General features: G+C 70.2%; 19 protein-coding genes. 12 read left to right on the plus strand and 7 right to left on the minus strand.

From position 1 onward, the window contains the following. The first annotated feature begins 17 nt into the window (after positions 1–17). The 3 genes from deoC to C5E06_RS04680 all read left to right on the plus strand — a co-directional run bounded on the left by deoC (position 18) and on the right by C5E06_RS04680 (position 2,723). Positions 18–701 carry a deoxyribose-phosphate aldolase gene (gene deoC / locus C5E06_RS04670; protein ID WP_104306152.1) on the plus strand — a complete coding sequence of 228 codons (684 nt, stop codon included), beginning with the start codon at positions 18–20 and terminating at the stop codon, positions 699–701. Positions 702–780: 79 nt separating this feature from the next. Then, the gene (locus C5E06_RS04675) at positions 781–1,725 is read left to right on the plus strand and encodes an ADP-ribosylglycohydrolase family protein (RefSeq protein ID WP_104306153.1); all 945 of its coding nucleotides are present in this window, start codon (positions 781–783) and stop codon (positions 1,723–1,725) included. A 56-nt stretch (positions 1,726–1,781) separates the two neighbouring features. Further along, the gene (locus C5E06_RS04680; RefSeq protein WP_104240535.1) at positions 1,782–2,723 is read left to right on the plus strand and encodes a LysR family transcriptional regulator; all 942 of its coding nucleotides are present in this window, start codon (positions 1,782–1,784) and stop codon (positions 2,721–2,723) included. On the opposite strand, the gene C5E06_RS04685 is transcribed toward C5E06_RS04680, so the two are convergent. Beyond that, a complete protein-coding gene (locus tag C5E06_RS04685) occupies positions 2,708–4,336 on the minus strand; it encodes an amidohydrolase (RefSeq protein WP_181062895.1) in 1,629 nt (542 codons plus the stop codon). The two genes, C5E06_RS04680 and C5E06_RS04685, sit on opposite strands and share 16 nt — an antisense overlap. Positions 4,337–4,543: 207 nt before the next feature. Between C5E06_RS04685 and C5E06_RS04690 the strand changes: the two genes are divergently transcribed. The 4 genes from C5E06_RS04690 (at position 4,544) to C5E06_RS04705 (ending at position 8,357) form a co-directional block, all read left to right on the plus strand. Then, entirely contained in the window at positions 4,544–5,548 is a 1,005-nt protein-coding gene (locus C5E06_RS04690; protein ID WP_104306155.1) for an ABC transporter substrate-binding protein, read from the plus strand. A gap of 85 nt (positions 5,549–5,633) precedes the next feature. Continuing rightward, entirely contained in the window at positions 5,634–6,473 is an 840-nt protein-coding gene (locus C5E06_RS04695) for an ABC transporter permease (RefSeq protein ID WP_104306156.1), read from the plus strand. After that, positions 6,473–7,243, plus strand: coding sequence for an ABC transporter ATP-binding protein (locus tag C5E06_RS04700; RefSeq protein ID WP_104240539.1), 771 nt, complete (start codon positions 6,473–6,475; stop codon positions 7,241–7,243). Before C5E06_RS04695 ends, C5E06_RS04700 begins: the two co-directional genes overlap by 1 nt. A 31-nt stretch (positions 7,244–7,274) precedes the next feature. Then, complete coding sequence (locus C5E06_RS04705; protein ID WP_104240540.1) at positions 7,275–8,357, plus strand: PLP-dependent cysteine synthase family protein; 1,083 nt, start codon at positions 7,275–7,277, stop codon at positions 8,355–8,357. A 15-nt stretch (positions 8,358–8,372) separates the two neighbouring features. On the opposite strand, the gene C5E06_RS04710 is transcribed toward C5E06_RS04705, so the two are convergent. Beyond that, entirely contained in the window at positions 8,373–8,744 is a 372-nt protein-coding gene (locus C5E06_RS04710; RefSeq protein ID WP_104306157.1) for a zinc ribbon domain-containing protein YjdM, read from the minus strand. Between the two features lie 149 nt (positions 8,745–8,893). On the opposite strand from C5E06_RS04710, the gene C5E06_RS04715 reads away from it, so the two are divergent. From C5E06_RS04715 to C5E06_RS04725, 3 genes are all read left to right on the plus strand, one after another. Then, the gene (locus C5E06_RS04715) at positions 8,894–9,487 is read left to right on the plus strand and encodes a TetR/AcrR family transcriptional regulator (RefSeq protein ID WP_104240542.1); all 594 of its coding nucleotides are present in this window, start codon (positions 8,894–8,896) and stop codon (positions 9,485–9,487) included. Next, positions 9,484–10,269, plus strand: a complete 786-nt coding sequence (locus C5E06_RS04720) for an SDR family oxidoreductase (protein ID WP_104306158.1) — start codon at positions 9,484–9,486, stop codon at positions 10,267–10,269. The genes C5E06_RS04715 and C5E06_RS04720 overlap by 4 nt, the downstream gene beginning before the upstream one ends. A gap of 346 nt (positions 10,270–10,615) precedes the next feature. Continuing rightward, the gene (locus tag C5E06_RS04725) at positions 10,616–11,011 is read left to right on the plus strand and encodes an SdpI family protein (RefSeq protein WP_104306159.1); all 396 of its coding nucleotides are present in this window, start codon (positions 10,616–10,618) and stop codon (positions 11,009–11,011) included. On the opposite strand, the gene C5E06_RS04730 is transcribed toward C5E06_RS04725, so the two are convergent. Genes C5E06_RS04730 through C5E06_RS04750 form a run of 5 tightly spaced genes read right to left on the minus strand, consistent with a single transcriptional unit; the run spans position 11,008 to position 13,828 of the window. After that, a complete protein-coding gene (locus tag C5E06_RS04730; protein WP_104240545.1) occupies positions 11,008–11,610 on the minus strand; it encodes an LppP/LprE family lipoprotein in 603 nt (200 codons plus the stop codon). The two genes, C5E06_RS04725 and C5E06_RS04730, sit on opposite strands and share 4 nt — an antisense overlap. A gap of 22 nt (positions 11,611–11,632) precedes the next feature. Next, the gene (locus tag C5E06_RS04735) at positions 11,633–11,935 is read right to left on the minus strand and encodes a cupin (protein ID WP_104306160.1); all 303 of its coding nucleotides are present in this window, start codon (positions 11,933–11,935) and stop codon (positions 11,633–11,635) included. A gap of 40 nt (positions 11,936–11,975) precedes the next feature. After that, positions 11,976–12,164, minus strand: coding sequence for a hypothetical protein (locus C5E06_RS04740; RefSeq protein ID WP_146081068.1), 189 nt, complete (start codon positions 12,162–12,164; stop codon positions 11,976–11,978). Between the two features lie 37 nt (positions 12,165–12,201). Continuing rightward, on the minus strand, positions 12,202–13,344 hold the full coding sequence (locus tag C5E06_RS04745) for an NAD(P)-binding domain-containing protein (protein WP_104306162.1): 1,143 nt from the start codon (positions 13,342–13,344) through the stop codon (positions 12,202–12,204). Continuing rightward, a complete protein-coding gene (locus C5E06_RS04750; protein WP_104306163.1) occupies positions 13,337–13,828 on the minus strand; it encodes a MarR family winged helix-turn-helix transcriptional regulator in 492 nt (163 codons plus the stop codon). Before C5E06_RS04750 ends, C5E06_RS04745 begins: the two co-directional genes overlap by 8 nt. A 98-nt stretch (positions 13,829–13,926) precedes the next feature. Here C5E06_RS04750 and C5E06_RS04755 point away from each other — a divergent pair, with 98 nt between their 5' ends. Together C5E06_RS04755 and C5E06_RS04760 are read left to right on the plus strand one after the other, a co-directional pair. Continuing rightward, a complete protein-coding gene (locus C5E06_RS04755; RefSeq protein WP_181062896.1) occupies positions 13,927–15,015 on the plus strand; it encodes an LLM class flavin-dependent oxidoreductase in 1,089 nt (362 codons plus the stop codon). Further along, positions 15,008–15,778, plus strand: a complete 771-nt coding sequence (locus C5E06_RS04760) for an NADPH-dependent F420 reductase (RefSeq protein ID WP_104306164.1) — start codon at positions 15,008–15,010, stop codon at positions 15,776–15,778. Before C5E06_RS04755 ends, C5E06_RS04760 begins: the two co-directional genes overlap by 8 nt. Positions 15,779–15,855 lie beyond the last annotated feature (77 nt).

Raw genomic sequence — 15,855 nt, forward strand, 5'->3', positions numbered from 1 at the left:
AAAGGACAGCAGAACCCATGACCAGTGCACGCCCCCTCGCCACGTACCTCGACCACACGCTCCTCAAGCCCGAGGCCACCCGCGCCGACGTCGAGGCCACCATCGCCGAGGCAGCGGAGCTCGGCGCCTACAGCGTCTGCCTCTCGCCCTCCGTGCTGCCCGTCACCCTCCCGAACGGCTCCGACCTCAAGCTCACGGTCGTCTGCGGGTTCCCGAGCGGTCGCCACCAGAGCAACGTCAAGGCGCTCGAAGCGAAGACCGCCGTCGAGCAGGGAGCCGACGAGATCGACATGGTGATCGACATCGGGGCGGCGATCGACGGCGACTACGACTCCGTCGAGGAGGACATCCGTGCGGTTCGTGGCGCAGCGCCTGCTCCGATCGTGCTCAAGGTGATCATCGAATCGGCGGCGCTCTCGGACGACGCCATCGTCGCCGTCTGCCGCGCGGCCGAGCGCGCCGGTGCCGACTTCGTGAAGACCTCCACCGGGTTCCACCCCGCCGGCGGCGCCAGCGTGCACGCGGTCGAGCTCATGAAGAGCACGGTCGGCGACCGGCTCGAGGTCAAGGCCTCCGGAGGTGTCAGGACGCGGGCTGAAGCGGATGCCTTCATCGCGGCCGGAGCGACCCGTCTCGGCGTCTCGGGCAGCCGAGCGCTGCTGAACGACGACGCGGAGTCCTCGGCGCCTGCCGGGTACTAGCGTCCCCGACCCGTCCCGACAGCGGTGGCCAGTCGACGCTGGCCACCGCTTTGTCGGCGGTTCGTTGGACACTGGAGCCATGACACTCACGCCAGCCCAACTCGACCGTGCCCACGGCGCCGTGCTCGCCTCCGCCGTCGGCGACGCCCTCGGCTCCCAGTACGAGTTCGGGCCGCCGCTCTCGGACGACACACCCGTCGTCTACGGGGTCGGCGTCTTCGGGCACGGCGCGGGGGAGTGGACCGACGACACCTCCATGGCCATGCCGATCCTCCAGGCGCTCGCGGGCGGAGCATCCCTGAACGACCCGGCAGCCCTCGCCAGCGTCGTCGTGGCCTGGCGCGAGTGGGCCCGCGACGCGAAGGACGTCGGCGCCCAGACGCGGACCGTGCTCTCCGCCCTCGAAGGGGACGTCACGGAAGACCGGGCTCGCGCCGCCGCCCACGACGTGCACACGCGAGCCGGCCGCAGCGGCGGCAACGGCGCCCTCATGCGCACCGGCCCCGTCGCCCTCGGCCACCTCGCCGACGGGCAGGAACGCGCCCTCGTCGAAGCCGCGACCCGCATCGCCGAGCTCACCCACTGGGAGAGCGACAACGCCGACGCGTGCGTGCTCTGGTGCCTCGGCATCCGCCACGCCATCCTCACCGGCGAACTCGATCTCCTCGGCCAGCTCGACGCGATCCCCGCCGAGCGTCGAGACCGCTGGCGCGCCTTCACCGAGGAGGCCCTCGCACCCGGTGCGCACCCACGCGACTTCTCGCAGCAGAACGGCTGGGTCGTCCGCGCCTACCAGGGCGCCCTCGCGGCCATCGCCGGCGCCAGCTCCCTCACGGATGCACTCGAACGGGCGGTGCGGGGAGGAGGCGACACCGACACCGTCGCGGCCATCGCCGGTTCCCTCGCCGGCGCGGTCCACGGCTCGCGGGCACTCCCCGCAGCACTCGTCGAGACGGTGCACGGCTGGCCTGGCCTCCGCAGCGGCGACCTCGAAGCGCTCGTCGACTCCGCCGTTGTCATCTAAAATAGAGATGTAAAACTGTTGGCAATATCTCCGTAACATATTCGAAACGAGGAGCCATGCGCTCACCAGGCCGCAGCGACGTCTCGCTCACACAGCTCCGCTACTTCGTCGCGGCCGCCGAGCACGGCAGCATGACCTGGGCAGCCGACGAGCTGTTCGTCGCCCAGTCCGCCGTCTCAACGGCCATCGCCAACCTCGAGACCGCCGTCGGCGCGCAACTCCTCATCCGCCGCCGAGCCAAGGGGCTGCAGCTCACCGCGACCGGCGCCGACTTCCTCGTCCGCGCGCGCGGCATCCTCGCCTCCGTCGACGACGCCCTCGGCGCCCTCCGCCCCGAGAACACGGCCGGCCGCCTCACCGTCGGCTGCTTCCGCACCCTCGCACCCTTCTACCTGCCATCCGTCATCAGCGGACTCGCCGACGAGCATCCCGAACTCCTCGTCGACGTCACCGAGATGACCGCCGAGCAGGTCCCGGATGCGCTCGCCAGCCAGGCCATCGAGATCGCCCTCACCTACGACCTGGGCTTGGACGCCGCCGTCGAGCGCGAGGTGCTCGCCGAAGTTCCCCTCTACGCGGCCGTCAGCGTGCACCATCCACTCGCCGACCGCGACAGCGTGAGCCTCGCCGAACTCGCCGAGCTGCCCATGGTGCTGCTCGACATGCCCGTCAGCCGCGACTACTTCCTCCAGTGGTTCACGCGCGCCGGCCTCCGCCCCCACGTGCGCTACCGGTTCGCGAGCTTCGAGGCCGTGCGCGCCATGGTAGGAAGCGGGCACGGATTCACGCTCCTCAACCAGCAGCCGCGTGTCGCCTCCACCTACTCCGGCGGCGAACTGCGGCACCTGCACATCACCGATGACCTGCCGCCCCTCGAGCTCGTGCTCGCCCGCTCCGGAGGCTCGAAGCAGCTCACCAAGAAGGCCGAGCTCTTCGCCGCCCAGTGCAGGAAGTCAGTCGCCGAGCAGGACGCGACGGCGCCTCACGGCGCCTGGTAGACGACCACCCCGCCGAGGTACGTGCGGCGCACGCTCGCCGAACCGTAGGCGTCGAGGTCGCTGAGGTCGGCGTCCACCCACACCAGGTCGGCGAGGCGGCCGGCCTCGAGCCGACCCGTGTCACCCTCGAGCCGGTTCACCCAGGCCGCCTCCGCGAGGTACGCGTCCAGGGCGACCCCGAGCGGCAGGGCCTGCTCGCCGAGCAGCGGATGCGTGAGCACGCCATCGCCGATCGCGTGCGGATCCTCGACCAGCCCAGTGCGCGTCACGGCCGTGCGAATCGACCAGAGCGGATTCGGCGTGGTCACCGGCCAGTCGCTGCCGCCCACGATGCGCGCCCCCGCACGATGCAGATCACCGAACGGGAAATGCGTCAGCTCCCGCTCGGGGCCGAGCAGCGGCAGCTTGCGGTGCACGATCTCCTCGTCCCGCCGCGCCCACACCGCCGTGACGTTCGCCGCCACGTCGAGCTCCGCGAACCGCGCGATGTCGGACGGGTCGATCAGGTCAAGGTGCGCCACGTGGTGGCGATTCCCGCGGCGCCCATTGCGACGGATCGCCGCCTCCACCGCGTCGAGCGCGTGCCGGGTCGCCGCGTCGCCGACGGCGTGGAAGTGCACCTGGAAGTCGGCCGCGTCGAGCGCCGTCGTCAGCTCGACAAGCGCCTCGGGGGAGAGGAAGGCGATGCCCACGTCTCCCGGGTGCCCCTCGAACGGCTCGAGCATCGACGCCGTGTGGTTCTCCACCATGCCGTCGATCATGACCTTCACGGTGCCCGCATCCACCCCCACCTCCGCGGCCTCCGCCCGGACGCGCTCGAAGTCGGCGATCTGCTCCACGCCACGCGCACGGTCCCACCACTGCGCGAGCACGACCCGCGCGGTCAGGCGGCCGTCGGCTGCGAGGCGCAGGTACGCGGGGAGCGGGTTCGGGCCGAGGTCGCTGTCGCCGACGGCCGCGTCCTGCCACGCCGTGACCCCCACCGAGTGGAGCTCGTGCTGCGCGGCCTCGAGGGCCGCCTCGACAAGCGCCTCGTCGGGTGCCGGCATGAGGTGCTCGACCAGCGCGACCGCCGACTCCAGCAGCATGCCCGTCGGCTGGCCCAGTCCGTCGCGGATGAGGCGGCCGCCCTGCGGATCCGGAGTCGCCCTGTCGATCCCGGCGGCCCGCAATGCCGCAGTGTTCACCCACATGCCGTGCGCGTCGTGGCTGTGCAGCATGATGGGCCGCTCGTCGATGCCCTCCAGCTCGGCCGCCGTCGGGAACCCGCCCTCGAAGACGTCGCCGAACCAGCCGCCGCCCGTCAGCACCGGCGCCGTCGGGTTCGCGGCCGCGTAGTCGGCGATGAGCCGCAGGTACTCGCCGCGGTCGTGCACGGGCTTGAGGTCGATGCCGAGCGATTGCAGCCCCGCGAGCAGCGGATGCACGTGCGCGTCCTGGAACCCCGGGAGCAGCGTCCCGCCCGCCAGGTCGACCAGGTGCGCGGCGGTCTGGAGCTCGCCGCCGTCGGGGATCACGTCGACGATCCGGTCGCCGATGACCAGCAGCGACGCCCGCTCGAAGGCGCCCGCGCCGAGGTACAGCGTGCCGTTCGTGAAGAGGGTGGCGTCCATGGGGCTCCCGTCTCGCGCGGCCGCGGTGACCGACGCTCCTCGCCACACTGAGCACCCCATGTTTCGTATGCATTTCGCCGATATTGCTGGTCAATTGCATCTCTCTTTTGGATCTCGAGCTTCGAGTCTCGCTATTTGCTTGTCGCCCGGGACCTGCCGATTCTTGACCCAAGCCGCTCCCGGCGAATCCGTCCCGGAAGGACCCTCATGACCACCACCAAGAACGCACTCCGCACCGTGGGCGCCCTCGCGTTGAGCGCCGCGCTGCTCGCCACCACCGCCTGCACGGCGGACTCGGCAGCCTCGAGCGAAGGCGACGCGGAAGCCGTCGGGATGGGCATCCAGCCCTGGCTCGGCTACGGCCCCTGGTACATCGCGCAGGAGAACGGCTACTTCACCGACGCCGGCGTCGAGGTCGAGATCACGAACTTCATGAACGACGCCGACATGACCGCGGCCTTCGCCGCCGACCGCATCCAGGTCGCGAACGTCGCAAGCCACAGCGCGCTCCAGTTCATCGAGCAGGGCCTCGACGTCAGCATCGTGCTGCTGCTCGACGCGTCCCTCACGGCCGACGCCATCCTCTCCGACGGCAGCGTCACCGACGTCGCCGACCTGGCCGGCCAGCAGGTCGCCTTCGAGGAAGGCTCCGTCAGCAACCTCCTCCTCGGCTACGCGCTGCAGGAGAACAGCCTCTCGCTCGACGACATCGAGCCCGTCCCCATGGACCCCTCCGAAGCGGCAACCGCGCTCATCGGCGGCAGCGTCCCCGTCGCCGTCACCTACGAGCCCTACATCTCCGAGGCCCGGTCCTCCAGCCCCGACATCACCGAGATCTACACGGCGGCCGAGAACGCCGGCCTCATCAGCGACGTCCTCGTCGTCGACAACACCTACCTGGCCGAGAACGGCGAGACCGTGCAGGGCATCGTCGACGCGTGGGGCCCATCCATCGACTTCTACGAGTCGGACACCGACGCGGCGCGCGCGATCATCGCCGAGAACATCGGCAGCGACGTCGAGTCGCTCGACAGCGCCTTCGACGGCGTGCAGTTCTTCACCCTCGAGGAGAACGCCACCGAGCTCGGCGGCCACTACCTCGAGACCGTCCTCCCCAGCGTCGACAGCGTCGCCACCGACATCGGCATCCTCACGGGCGGCACCGACCTCCCCTCCGTCGTCGACCTCACCTTCGTCGGCGGCGCCGAGTAGACACCGGCACCGCGGCAGCACAGGCACCCAGCACCCCGGCACCAGTAGCCACCGGCGCACAGCAACCACAGGAGACCAGAGCCCCATGGCAGTTCAGAGCACGGCCCCGGTCGCGAGCACGCAGCCCGCGACCGGGGCGCGCCGGAAGCCGGTCAGAGCACCGCTCACCAGGCGCCAATACCTCGTCACGTCCGTCATCACCTTCATCCTGCTGCTCGCGGCATGGACGGCGATCTCGACCAGCGGCCTCGTCCGCCCCCTCTTCCTGCCGTCGCCGATCGCGGTCACCGAGAAGCTCATCGACCAGGGCGTCAACGGCCAGCTCTGGTCGGACATCGCCGTCAGCACCTACCGCGTCATGGTCGGCTACCTCCTGGCCAGCGTCATCGCCGTGCCGATCGGCGTGCTCTGCGGCTCCATCCCGCGGGTCGAGGCCGCGATCGAGCCGATCATGGACTTCATCCGCTACATGCCGGTCGTCGCGTTCGTTCCGCTGACCATCCTCTGGGTCGGCACCGACGACTCGCAGAAGGTGCTCATCATCTTCCTCGGCACCTTCTTCCAGCAGGTGCTCATGGTCGCCGACGCCGTGCGGCGCGTGCCCATGTCGTACCAGAACCTCGGCGCGACGCTCGGCCTCAGCCGCACCAAGATCCTCATCCGCATCGTCTTCCCCTCCGCGCTCCCGCGGATCTGGGATGCGCTCCGCATCAGCCTCGGCTGGGCCTGGACCTGGCTCGTGGTCGCCGAGCTCGTCGCCGCGACCGAGGGCATGGGCTACCGCATCACGCAGGCGCAGCGCTTCCTCGAGACCGACCTCATCATCGGCTACGTGATCGTGCTCGGGCTCCTCGGCCTCCTCTTCGACCAGGTCATGCGCGGGCTCGGCCGGCGCTTCTTCCGCTACCTGAAGGGACGTGTCTGATGACCGTCGAAACCGCCCTCCGCGACCCCAAGGTCGTCGTCTCCGACGTCACGAAGCGCTTCGGCGAGGTGACCGCGCTCGCCGATGTCGACCTCGTGCTCGGCGACCGCGAGTTCGTCTCCGTCGTCGGCGCATCCGGATGCGGCAAGAGCACCCTGCTCTCCGTCATCGCCGGCCTCGAGGCGCCCACCTCCGGCACCGCGTCGCTCAGCGGCCACGAGATCCTCGGGCCGGGCCGCGACCGCGGCGTCGTGTTCCAGCAGGCGACGCTGCTGCCGTGGCTCAGCGCCATCGACAACGTCGTCTTCGCCCTCGACGGCGAGCCGGGCCTGACGAAGAAGCAGCGCATCGACCGGGCTCGGGACGTGCTCGACCAGGTCGGCCTGACCGGCTTCGAGTCGAAGTACCCGGCGCAGCTCTCCGGCGGCATGCAGCAGCGCGTGGCCCTCGCCCGCTCGCTCGCCTACGGCCCGGACGTGCTCCTCATGGATGAGCCCTTCGGTGCCCTCGACGCGCTCACCCGACGCACCATGCAGGAGCTGCTCACCGAGGTCTGGGAGCGCCACCGCATGACGGTCATGCTCATCACCCACGACATCGAGGAGGCCGTCTTCCTCTCCGACCGCGTCATCGCGATGACCCCGCGCCCCGGCAAGGTCGCGGCCGAGTACGCGATCGACCTCCCCCGCCCCCGCGAGGTCGACGTGCTCGGCAGCCCCGAGTTCCACGGCTACTACACGGAGATCCTCGACCTCATCCACCGCGGCTGATGACGGTGCCGCGGCCCGGCATACTGAAGAGATGTCACACGAAGCTGAAGCCGACCGCCGATGGATGCAGAACGCGATCCGGATGCTCGAAGCCGACGCCAACCGCAGCGCTGACACGCACCTGCACGTCTTCCCGCTGCCGCGCGAGTGGGGCATCGACCTGTACCTGAAGGACGAGTCGGTGCACCCGACGGGCTCGCTCAAGCACCGCCTCGCCCGCTCCCTCATCCTGTATGCCATCGTGAACGGGCAGGTGGGGCCGCGCACGACACTCGTCGAGGCGTCGAGCGGTTCCACGGCCGTGTCGGAGTCGTACTTCGCCCGGATGCTCGGGCTGCCGTTCGTGACCGTCGTGCCGCGAACCACGAGTCCGGAGAAGATCGAGCTCATCGAGTTCTACGGCGGCCGCTGCCACCTGGTCGACGAGCCGCTGCAGGTCTACTCGGAGGCGGAGCGCCTCGCCGCCGACGTCGACGGGCACTACCTCGACCAGTTCACGAACGCCGAGCGCGCCACCGACTGGCGAGGGAACAACAACATCGCCGAGAGCGTCTACTCGCAGATGTCGCTCGAGCGTTTCCCCATTCCGAGCTGGATCGTCGTCAGCGCCGGAACCGGCGGCACCTCCGCCACCTTCGGTCGCTACGCCAGGTACTGCGGGCACGACACCCGCCTCGCGGTCGTCGACCCGGAGGGGTCGGCGTTCTACGAGGCCTGGAAGACGGGCGACCGCACCCACGCGACCGGCCGGGGGTCCAAGATCGAGGGCATCGGACGCCCGCGCGTGGAGCCGTCGTTCATCGAGACGGTCATCGACGACATGATCCAGGTGCCGGATGCGGCCTCGGTCGCGGCGATCCGCGTCCTCCGTGAGAAGACGCAGCACTGGGCGGGCGGATCGACGGGAACGAACCTCGTCGGCGCGTTCCAGATCATCGCCCGCATGCTCGCCGCGGGGGAGCAGGGCAGCGTCGTGACACTCATCTGCGACGGGGGAGCGCGCTACGCGAACACGTACTACGACGATGCCTGGGTTGCGGCCCAGGGGTGGGACCTCGAGCCGCACCTCGAGCGGATGCACCGCTTCCTCGACACGGGCACCTGGGTCGACTGACTTGGCTGCGGCCGGTCAGACGACCTTCTTGACGACGCTCGATTTCAGCTGCATCTGCCCGAAGCCGGGCACCTTCGCGTCGATGTCGTGGTCGCCGACTCCGTCGGAGATGAGGCGGATGCCGTTGACCTTCGTGCCGACCTTCACGGTTCCGCCTCCCGCGCCCTTGACCTTCAGGTCTTTCGCGATCGTGACGGAGTCGCCGTCGGCGAGCACGTTCCCGACCGCATCCTTGATCGCCGGTGCCGCGTCGCTGTCGCGGTCGCGGTCAGCGTCAGCGTCGCCCGGCGCCCACTCGTGCCCGCACATCGGGCAGACCAGCAGCGCACCCATCTCGTAGGCGAGGTCGCTTGCGCATTCCGGGCACGGGGGCAGCTGCTCAGGCATCGAAGGTGGCCTCCAGGAGAACTCGCCGATCAGGGAACATCGACCACGTTAGGGCACCGGGCGGCCCGATCTCGCCGATCCCGTGTTGCGTGCGCAACCGTGCGAGTCCATTTTCTGGACAACTGTCCTAAACTTGCTAGGCTCGTGGTGTGCCAACGACCGCCACACCCCGCTCGCCCGACCCTCGTCCAGCCCGCACCCAGGCCGCGATCATCGACGCGGTCGAGCGCCTCTCGGCTCTCGGCGAGGAGGTCACCGTGCCGGCGATCGTCGCCGAAGCCGGCGTGAGTCGCTCGACGTTCTACACGCAGTTCCGCGACCTCGACGCGCTTGCCGTGCGCATCCTCACCGAGGTGTTCGCCGAGATCGAGGCGCTGGATTTGCGACTCCGCGCAGCCGCGACCCCCATCGAGACGGCGAGGGCGACCACGTCGCAGCTCGTCGCCGAGTTCGCGAAGCGGCGCACCCTCTACGCAGGGGTGCTCGGCAGCCGAACGACGACGGAGGCCCACCGGACGGTGCGCGCCGCGTTCGCCGACCAGGCCCTCGGCACCATGCAGCTCACCGTGCCGGAGGGCCTCGACCCGAAGGTCGCGGCCGACTACGTCGCCGGCGGCACGCTGGCCGTGCTCACCGCCTGGCTGCTCAGCGACGCCCCCGAACCCACCGAGCGCGTGCAGCAGCAGCTGCTCGCGCTCCTCCCGACCTGGCTCATCAACGAAGACAAGGACCCAACCTCATGACCCGTACCTACGTCGTCACCGGCTCCGCCTCCGGAATCGGCAAGGCCACCGCCGAGAAGCTCCGCGCCGACGGGCACACCGTCATCGGCGTCGACCTCAAGGGCGCCGACATCAACGCCGACCTCACGACCGCCGAGGGCCGGGAGGCGCTCGTCACCCGCGCGAGCGAGCTCAGCGGTGGAGTCGTCGACGGTGTGCTGGCCATCGCGGGCCTCGTCATCCCGGCCCCCGTCACCGTCGCCGTGAACCACTTCGGGGCCGTCGCGACCCTGGAGGGGCTGCGGCCGCTGCTCGCGAAGTCCGACGCGCCACGCGCCGCGGTCGTCGCGTCCCTCGCCGCCCTCGAGGAGGTCGACGGGCAGCTGCTCGATCTCATCGAGTCCGGCGACGAGGCCGCCGCCCTCGCCTACGCCGACTCGCTCGGTGCGACCGCCAACGCGACCGGCTCGTCGGTGCTCTACACGACCTCGAAGCTCTCCATCGCGCGCTGGGTGCGCAAGAACGCGCCGAGCGCCGAGTGGGCGAAGGCCGGCATCGCGCTCAACGCCGTCGCCCCAGGCGTCATCCTCACGCCGATGACCGCCGCGGCCCTCGAGACCGAAGAGGGCCGAGCGGCACTGGATGCTGGCGCCCCGGCACCCTACGGAGGCCCGGCCGCCGACCCCCGCCAGGTGTCCAACCTCCTCGCCTGGCTCACGAGCGAGGACAACGGCTACGTCACCGGCCAGATCATCTTCATCGACGGCGGAGCTGAGAGCATCCGCCGACCCGAGCTCGTCTGACTGGCGGCCGCTCGCGTCGGCAGGCGTCAGCGGGCGTCGGCAACCGTCGCCGATAGGTCACTTTCGCACCGTGTGGAGCGCTCGGGTGGGGTGAAAGTGCCCCATTGTTGGCGGGTACATCCCACAGTCTCGCCTGTAGGTCACTTTCGCGCCGTGTTCAGCGCTCGGGTGGGGTGAAAGTGCCCCATTGTTGGCGGGTACATCCCACCCCCTCGCGTGTGGGTCACTTTCGCACCGTGTGGAGCGCGCAGGTGGGGTCAAAGTGCCCCATCGGCGGAGGCGGAGGCGGCGGCGGCGGCGGGGAGAGCCGCGGGGCGAGCGGACCGGTCCGGCTAGGCTGGGGTGGATGGACGACTCCCTGGTGCTCAGAAGCGTACTTTCGCTCGTGATGATCGGATCCGGACTCCTCGTGGTCTGGATGGCGAGCGCGGCAGCCTCCGGTCAGCTGCAGCGGAACTCGCTCGCGGGCATCCGCACGCCGAGCACGATGGCGAGCGATGTGGCGTGGGTCGCGGCGCACGTGCGGGCGAAGCGCCCAACGATGATCGCCGGATACCTCGCGCTGGCGACCGGCCTTGTTGTCCTCATCCCGATGCCGGAGTGGGGGATCGCGGTGGTCATGCTCGGCGGATGCGGGGCGCTGCTCGGATTCGTGCTCTACGGGGGTCGCGTGGGCGTCCAGGCTGCGAAAGCCGTGCTGAAAGCTCCCGGCGCCAAGCCTGCAGACGAGGCTGGCGCCTAGTCCGTGGGTGGCACGTCGCCGTCCATGACCACCGACTGCGTGTCCTCATCCCACGTGAAGGTCGCCTGGACCCGCCCGCTGGATTCGGCGTTCGCCTCACCGGGCAGCGTGTACGTGTAGGTCACCTCGATGCTCGCGTCGTCCAGGCGGGCGACGCTGGGCAGGAAGCCGTACGCGTCCGCGGTCGCGGTGCCCAGGTAGCGGCCCTGGTTGAAGAGCATGATGTGGCACGGCGTGGAAACGGTGCCGCCAGACAGCGTCACCACGACGTAGGAGAGTTCCGCGCACTCGTCGTACGTTGCCGCGTCTGGCGTGGCGGCGACCCACTCGTTCGACTCGAGGCCCGGGAACGGGGCGATGGAGCCGATCGACGCCGAGACGGCTTCCTCCTGCGTGAGTCCGGAGCACGCAGGCACCTCCGGCGTGGCGGTTGCCGTCTCCGCCGGACTGGCCGGCGGTGCCGACGCCGGAACGGTCTGCGTGACCGTGACGGTCGGGGCGGCGGATTCGGGGGCCGCCGACGGCGAGCATCCGGTCAGTGCGACCAGCGTCAATGCCGCACACGCGACGACAGATGGTGTCAGGAAGCGGGGAGCCATGCCCGCAACCTAGCACCGGGACTCAGGCGGATGGCCCGGCTTTTGCTTCGATTTCCACGAACGTGAACGGTACGTCGCGGTCGTTGACGAGGTTGTGGTGGGCTCCGGGCTCTCGGCTGTAGCTGACACCCGCCGTGCACTCCATTGCGAACGGGGCCGCCGACGTCGTCTCGACCGTCAGGGTGCCGGTGGTCTGCGGCACCACCACGTAGGGCAGCTCGTGGGTGTGCCAGCCGGTCTCCGCTCCGGGCGCGAACCGCCACTCGGTCACGCGGAAGCGATCGTCGTCGACCTGGATGGTTGGGGTGGCGCTGGGGCGGGTCATGTCTCGACGCTAGCGGCTGCGGTGCGTGCCACGCGTGCGCCTAGTTCTGCTCCTCTGCCGGGTCCTCGTCTTCCTGCTTCGTCTCCTCGGTGCGGTCGCGCAGCTTGTCGGCCATCGCGGCTGCACCCTCGCGTCCGTGCTCGCTCTCGACCTGTTCGATGATGTCGCGCAGGTTCTCGCCGCCGGTCGAGTCGTCGGATGCGGGGGACGCGTTCTGTGAGGTGGTCATGCCGCGACCGTACGCACCGAGGCTGGGCGGCGGCACATCACCGCCGGACTGCGGGCTCCCGTGGGTCCGCGGGGCGCTCGCTCCGCTGCAGCCCCAGCTTCTCGATCGCCCGCACCGCGTCGCGTCCCGCCCGGTTCGCGCCGACCGTCGACTGCGACGGGCCGAAGCCGATGAGGTGGATGCGCGGCTCGTCGGCGACCTGCGTGCCGCGCATCGTGATGCCGCCTCGGGCGTTGCGCAGCCCGAGCCCGTCGAGGTGCGCGAGGTCGGCGCGGAACCCCGTGGCCCACAGGATCGCGTCGACCGGCGTGAAGGACCCGTCGGCCTCGCGCACGCCGTCCGGCTCGATGGCGGTGAACATGGGCCGCCGCTCGAGCGCGCCCCGATCCCGGGCCGCTACCGCGTAGGTCGACCAGCCGAGGCCCGTGTACGAGACGACGCTGCTCGACGGCTTGCCCGCCTCGACGTCGGCCGTCACCTTCGCGATGGTGCTGCGCCCCTCCACCTCCGGGTTGAAGCCGTTCTCGAGGAAGACCGGCTCGCGTCGCGTGTACCAGAACGTCTGCGCCCCGCGCGAGATCTCCTCGAGCTGCTGCACTGCCGAGATGCCGCCGCCGACGACCGCGACCCGCTGGCCTTCGAAGGCCGACGCCGACACGTAGTCGCGCGTGTGCAGCTGCGTGCCGCGGAACGAATCCTGGCCCGGGATGCTCGGCAGCAGCGGGTTGTTCCACGTTCCGGTCGCGTTGATGATCGCGTCGGCGCGCCACCCTCCGGCGCCGTCGGTCGCGACGAGGAGCGCTCCCTGCGGGTCGTCATCGATGCGCGACACCTCGAGCACCCGAACGGGGCGCAGGATGGGCAGGGGCTTCGCGCGCTCGAACTCGGCGAAGTACCGGGGGACCGCGTCGCGACTCGGCTCGTCCTCGCTGCCAGGGGTGCGCGCGAACGTGGGCAGGTCGAAGATGCCGTTCACGGTCGCCATCGTCAGGGACTCCCAGCGGTGCTGCCATGCGCCGCCGGGCTTGGGGTTCGCATCCAGCAGCACGAAGGTGCGCTCGGCGTCCGGCTCGTCGAGGGCGCTCGCGAAGCCGCGCCGCGACAGGTGGAAGCCGGCCGAGAGGCCCGCCTGGCCGGCGCCGATGACGACGACCGTCGCGGAGCGTGGTGCCTCAGACACGGTCGGCGCCGCCCTCCGCCTCGTCGAGCCCCAGGTGCTCGCGCAGGGCCTCCGTGATCGACGCCACCTGGGTCAGCTGCTCGGGCGACAGGGCGTCGAGGAAGAGTTCCTGGATGGCCTTGAGGTGGGGCACCGAGCCGCGCCGGAACGCGGCGGCGCCCTCCTCGGTGAGGCTCACCACCGAACCCCGAGTGTCGTCGGCGCAGGGGTCGCGGCGCAGGAGGCCGCGCTTCTCCATGCGGCCGAGCTGATGCGAGAGGCGACTGCGCTCCCAGCCGATCGTCGCCGCGAGCTCCGACGAGCGCAGTGAGCGGCTGGGCGCCTCGCGCAGTGCGAGCAGGACGCTGTAGTCGCCCGTCGAGAGCGCTGACTCGCTCTGCATGCGGCTCGCGAGGCGCGAGTTCAGCACGCTCGTGGTCTCGATGAACCCGCGCCAGACCCGCAGCTCCTCGGCGCTGATCTGCGTTCGCTTCTGCGTGCCCATGGGGGTCCTCCGTCGCTCGTGTCGCCCCCATCATGCCACGTAGTTGACATATCAACTACTCGGATGCATGATTGACGCGTCAACTACCTGGAGGACCCATGAGCACGCAGAAGGGCACGCAGATGAGCGGAGTGGATGCAGCCCAGTTCGGATTCGAGATCGGCCTCAACTCGTTCGGCGACGTGCCGAACGTCGACGGCCGTCCCATGTCCGACGCCGAGACGGTGCGCCTGCTCGTCGACGAGGCGCGCCTCGCCGAGCGAGTCGGCCTCGACGTCTTCAGCATCGGCGAGCACTACCGGGAGGGCTTCGTCGACTCCGCGACCCCCGTCATCCTCGCTGGCATCGCCGCGGCGACGGAGCGCATCGGGCTCGGCTCTGCCGTCACCGTCCTCAGCACGAACGACCCCGTGCGCCTCTACACCGAGTTCTCGACCCTGGACGCGCTCTCGAACGGGCGCGCGCAGATGGTCGTGGGGCGCGCATCCCAGACACAGTCGTTCCCGCTCTTCGGCTACGACATCGCCGACTACGAGCAGCTCTTCGAGGAGAAGCTCGACCTCTTCATGCAGCTGCAGCGCAACTCCTCGGTGACCTGGTCTGGCACGGTCCGCGCGCCGCTCGTCGACCAGACCCTGCACCCGACGATGCGCCCTGGCGGCATCCCCACGTGGGTCGGCGTCGGCGGCAGCCCCGACTCGGTCGTGCGGGCGGCGCGCTACGGTCTGCCGCTCATGCTCGCCATCATCGGCGGCCAGCCCGAGCGATTCGCCGGCCACGTCGACCTCTACCATCGCGCGCTCGAGAAGTTCGGGATGCCCGCGAATCGCGTCGGCCAGCACGCGCTCGGCCTCGTCGCCGAGACCGACGAGGAAGCGGCCGAGACCTGGTGGGAGTCGTGGAAGCCCATGGTCGAGATGATGGGCAGGGAGCGCGGCTTCTCCCCGCCCACGAAGGACCGCTACCTCCAGGAGCTCGAGACGGGCGCACTCTTCGTCGGCTCCCCGGACACGGTCGCGAAGAAGATCGTGCGCATGGTCGAGGCGCTGCGCATCAGCCGCTTCGACCTCAAGTACGACGTCATCGGCCTGCCGGCGGATGCACGCTCGCAGACCATCACCCTGCTCGGCACCGAGGTCGCACCCCGCGTGCGCGCCCTGCTCGCGAAGGAGTCCATCGATGTCTGACGCTCAGCCCACCCCGGGCCGGACGGCAGCGAGCCTGCCCACGATCGGCATCCTGGGGGCCGGCAAGGTCGGCACGGTACTCGCTCGCCTCCTCATCGCGAGCGGCTACCGGGTGCTCATCGCGGGTTCCGGCTCCCCGAGCAAGATCGAGCTCATCATCGACGTGCTCGTGCCCGGCGCGACCACGGGCACCAGCGCCGAGGTGGCCCGGCAGGCCGACGTCGTCATCCTCGCGCTGCCGCTCGGGAAGGCCCTGCCGCTCGATGGGCACGAGGCGATTCCGCGCGACGAGCTGCGCGGGAAGCTCGTCATCGACGCCATGAACTACTGGTGGGAGATCGACGGCGTGCGCGATGACCTCAACGACTCGTTCACGGCAACAAGCGAGTTCGTCCAGGAGCTGCTCTCCGAGTCGCGAGTCGTCAAGGCCTTCAACCACATGGGCTACCACGACCTCGACGAGGGGCCGAAGCCCGCTGGCGCCGTCGGCAGGAGGGGGATCGGCATCGCGGGCGACGACCCCGCGGACATCGCCGACGCCTCGCTGCTCGTGGATGCGGCCGGCTTCGACCCCGTGCTCGTCGGCACCCTGCACGACAGCTTCTCCCTGCAGCCGGGCAGCGAGCTCTTCGGTGCGAACTTCGCCGCAGCGGAGGTGCGCTCGACCGCCGCGCGCTTCCCGAGCACCGAGCGGGGCCTCGAACTCGAGGCTCTCCGCACGGAAGGGATGAGCACGGTACCAGCCGGGCAACCGCGATCCTGAGTTGCGCCAAGCTGCCGCACACCGCGCATCCACGTGCGGATGCTGGACTCATCGCATGGCGCAATCGCGTCGAACCG

The sequence above is a fragment of the Pseudoclavibacter sp. RFBI5 genome, from assembly GCF_002931395.1.
GTDB lineage: Bacteria > Actinomycetota > Actinomycetes > Actinomycetales > Microbacteriaceae > Pseudoclavibacter.

Bases quoted from the DNA above. Each gene is read 5' to 3' on its own strand.
- C5E06_RS04680 (WP_104240535.1), top strand. From the start codon at position 1,782: ATGCGCTCACCAGGCCGCAGCGACGTCTCGCTCACACAGCTCCGCTAC.
- C5E06_RS04700 (WP_104240539.1), top strand. From the start codon at position 6,473: ATGACCGTCGAAACCGCCCTCCGCGACCCCAAGGTCGTCGTCTCCGAC.
- C5E06_RS04750 (WP_104306163.1), bottom strand. From the start codon at position 13,828: ATGGGCACGCAGAAGCGAACGCAGATCAGCGCCGAGGAGCTGCGGGTC.
- C5E06_RS04720 (WP_104306158.1), top strand. From the start codon at position 9,484: ATGACCCGTACCTACGTCGTCACCGGCTCCGCCTCCGGAATCGGCAAG.
- deoC (WP_104306152.1), top strand. From the start codon at position 18: ATGACCAGTGCACGCCCCCTCGCCACGTACCTCGACCACACGCTCCTC.
- C5E06_RS04710 (WP_104306157.1), bottom strand. From the start codon at position 8,744: ATGCCTGAGCAGCTGCCCCCGTGCCCGGAATGCGCAAGCGACCTCGCC.
- C5E06_RS04730 (WP_104240545.1), bottom strand. From the start codon at position 11,610: ATGGCTCCCCGCTTCCTGACACCATCTGTCGTCGCGTGTGCGGCATTG.
- C5E06_RS04760 (WP_104306164.1), top strand. From the start codon at position 15,008: ATGTCTGACGCTCAGCCCACCCCGGGCCGGACGGCAGCGAGCCTGCCC.
- C5E06_RS04705 (WP_104240540.1), top strand. From the start codon at position 7,275: ATGTCACACGAAGCTGAAGCCGACCGCCGATGGATGCAGAACGCGATC.
- C5E06_RS04685 (WP_181062895.1), bottom strand. From the start codon at position 4,336: ATGGACGCCACCCTCTTCACGAACGGCACGCTGTACCTCGGCGCGGGC.
- C5E06_RS04690 (WP_104306155.1), top strand. From the start codon at position 4,544: ATGACCACCACCAAGAACGCACTCCGCACCGTGGGCGCCCTCGCGTTG.
- C5E06_RS04695 (WP_104306156.1), top strand. From the start codon at position 5,634: ATGGCAGTTCAGAGCACGGCCCCGGTCGCGAGCACGCAGCCCGCGACC.
- C5E06_RS04735 (WP_104306160.1), bottom strand. From the start codon at position 11,935: ATGACCCGCCCCAGCGCCACCCCAACCATCCAGGTCGACGACGATCGC.
- C5E06_RS04755 (WP_181062896.1), top strand. From the start codon at position 13,927: ATGAGCACGCAGAAGGGCACGCAGATGAGCGGAGTGGATGCAGCCCAG.
- C5E06_RS04675 (WP_104306153.1), top strand. From the start codon at position 781: ATGACACTCACGCCAGCCCAACTCGACCGTGCCCACGGCGCCGTGCTC.
- C5E06_RS04725 (WP_104306159.1), top strand. From the start codon at position 10,616: ATGGACGACTCCCTGGTGCTCAGAAGCGTACTTTCGCTCGTGATGATC.
- C5E06_RS04740 (WP_146081068.1), bottom strand. From the start codon at position 12,164: ATGACCACCTCACAGAACGCGTCCCCCGCATCCGACGACTCGACCGGC.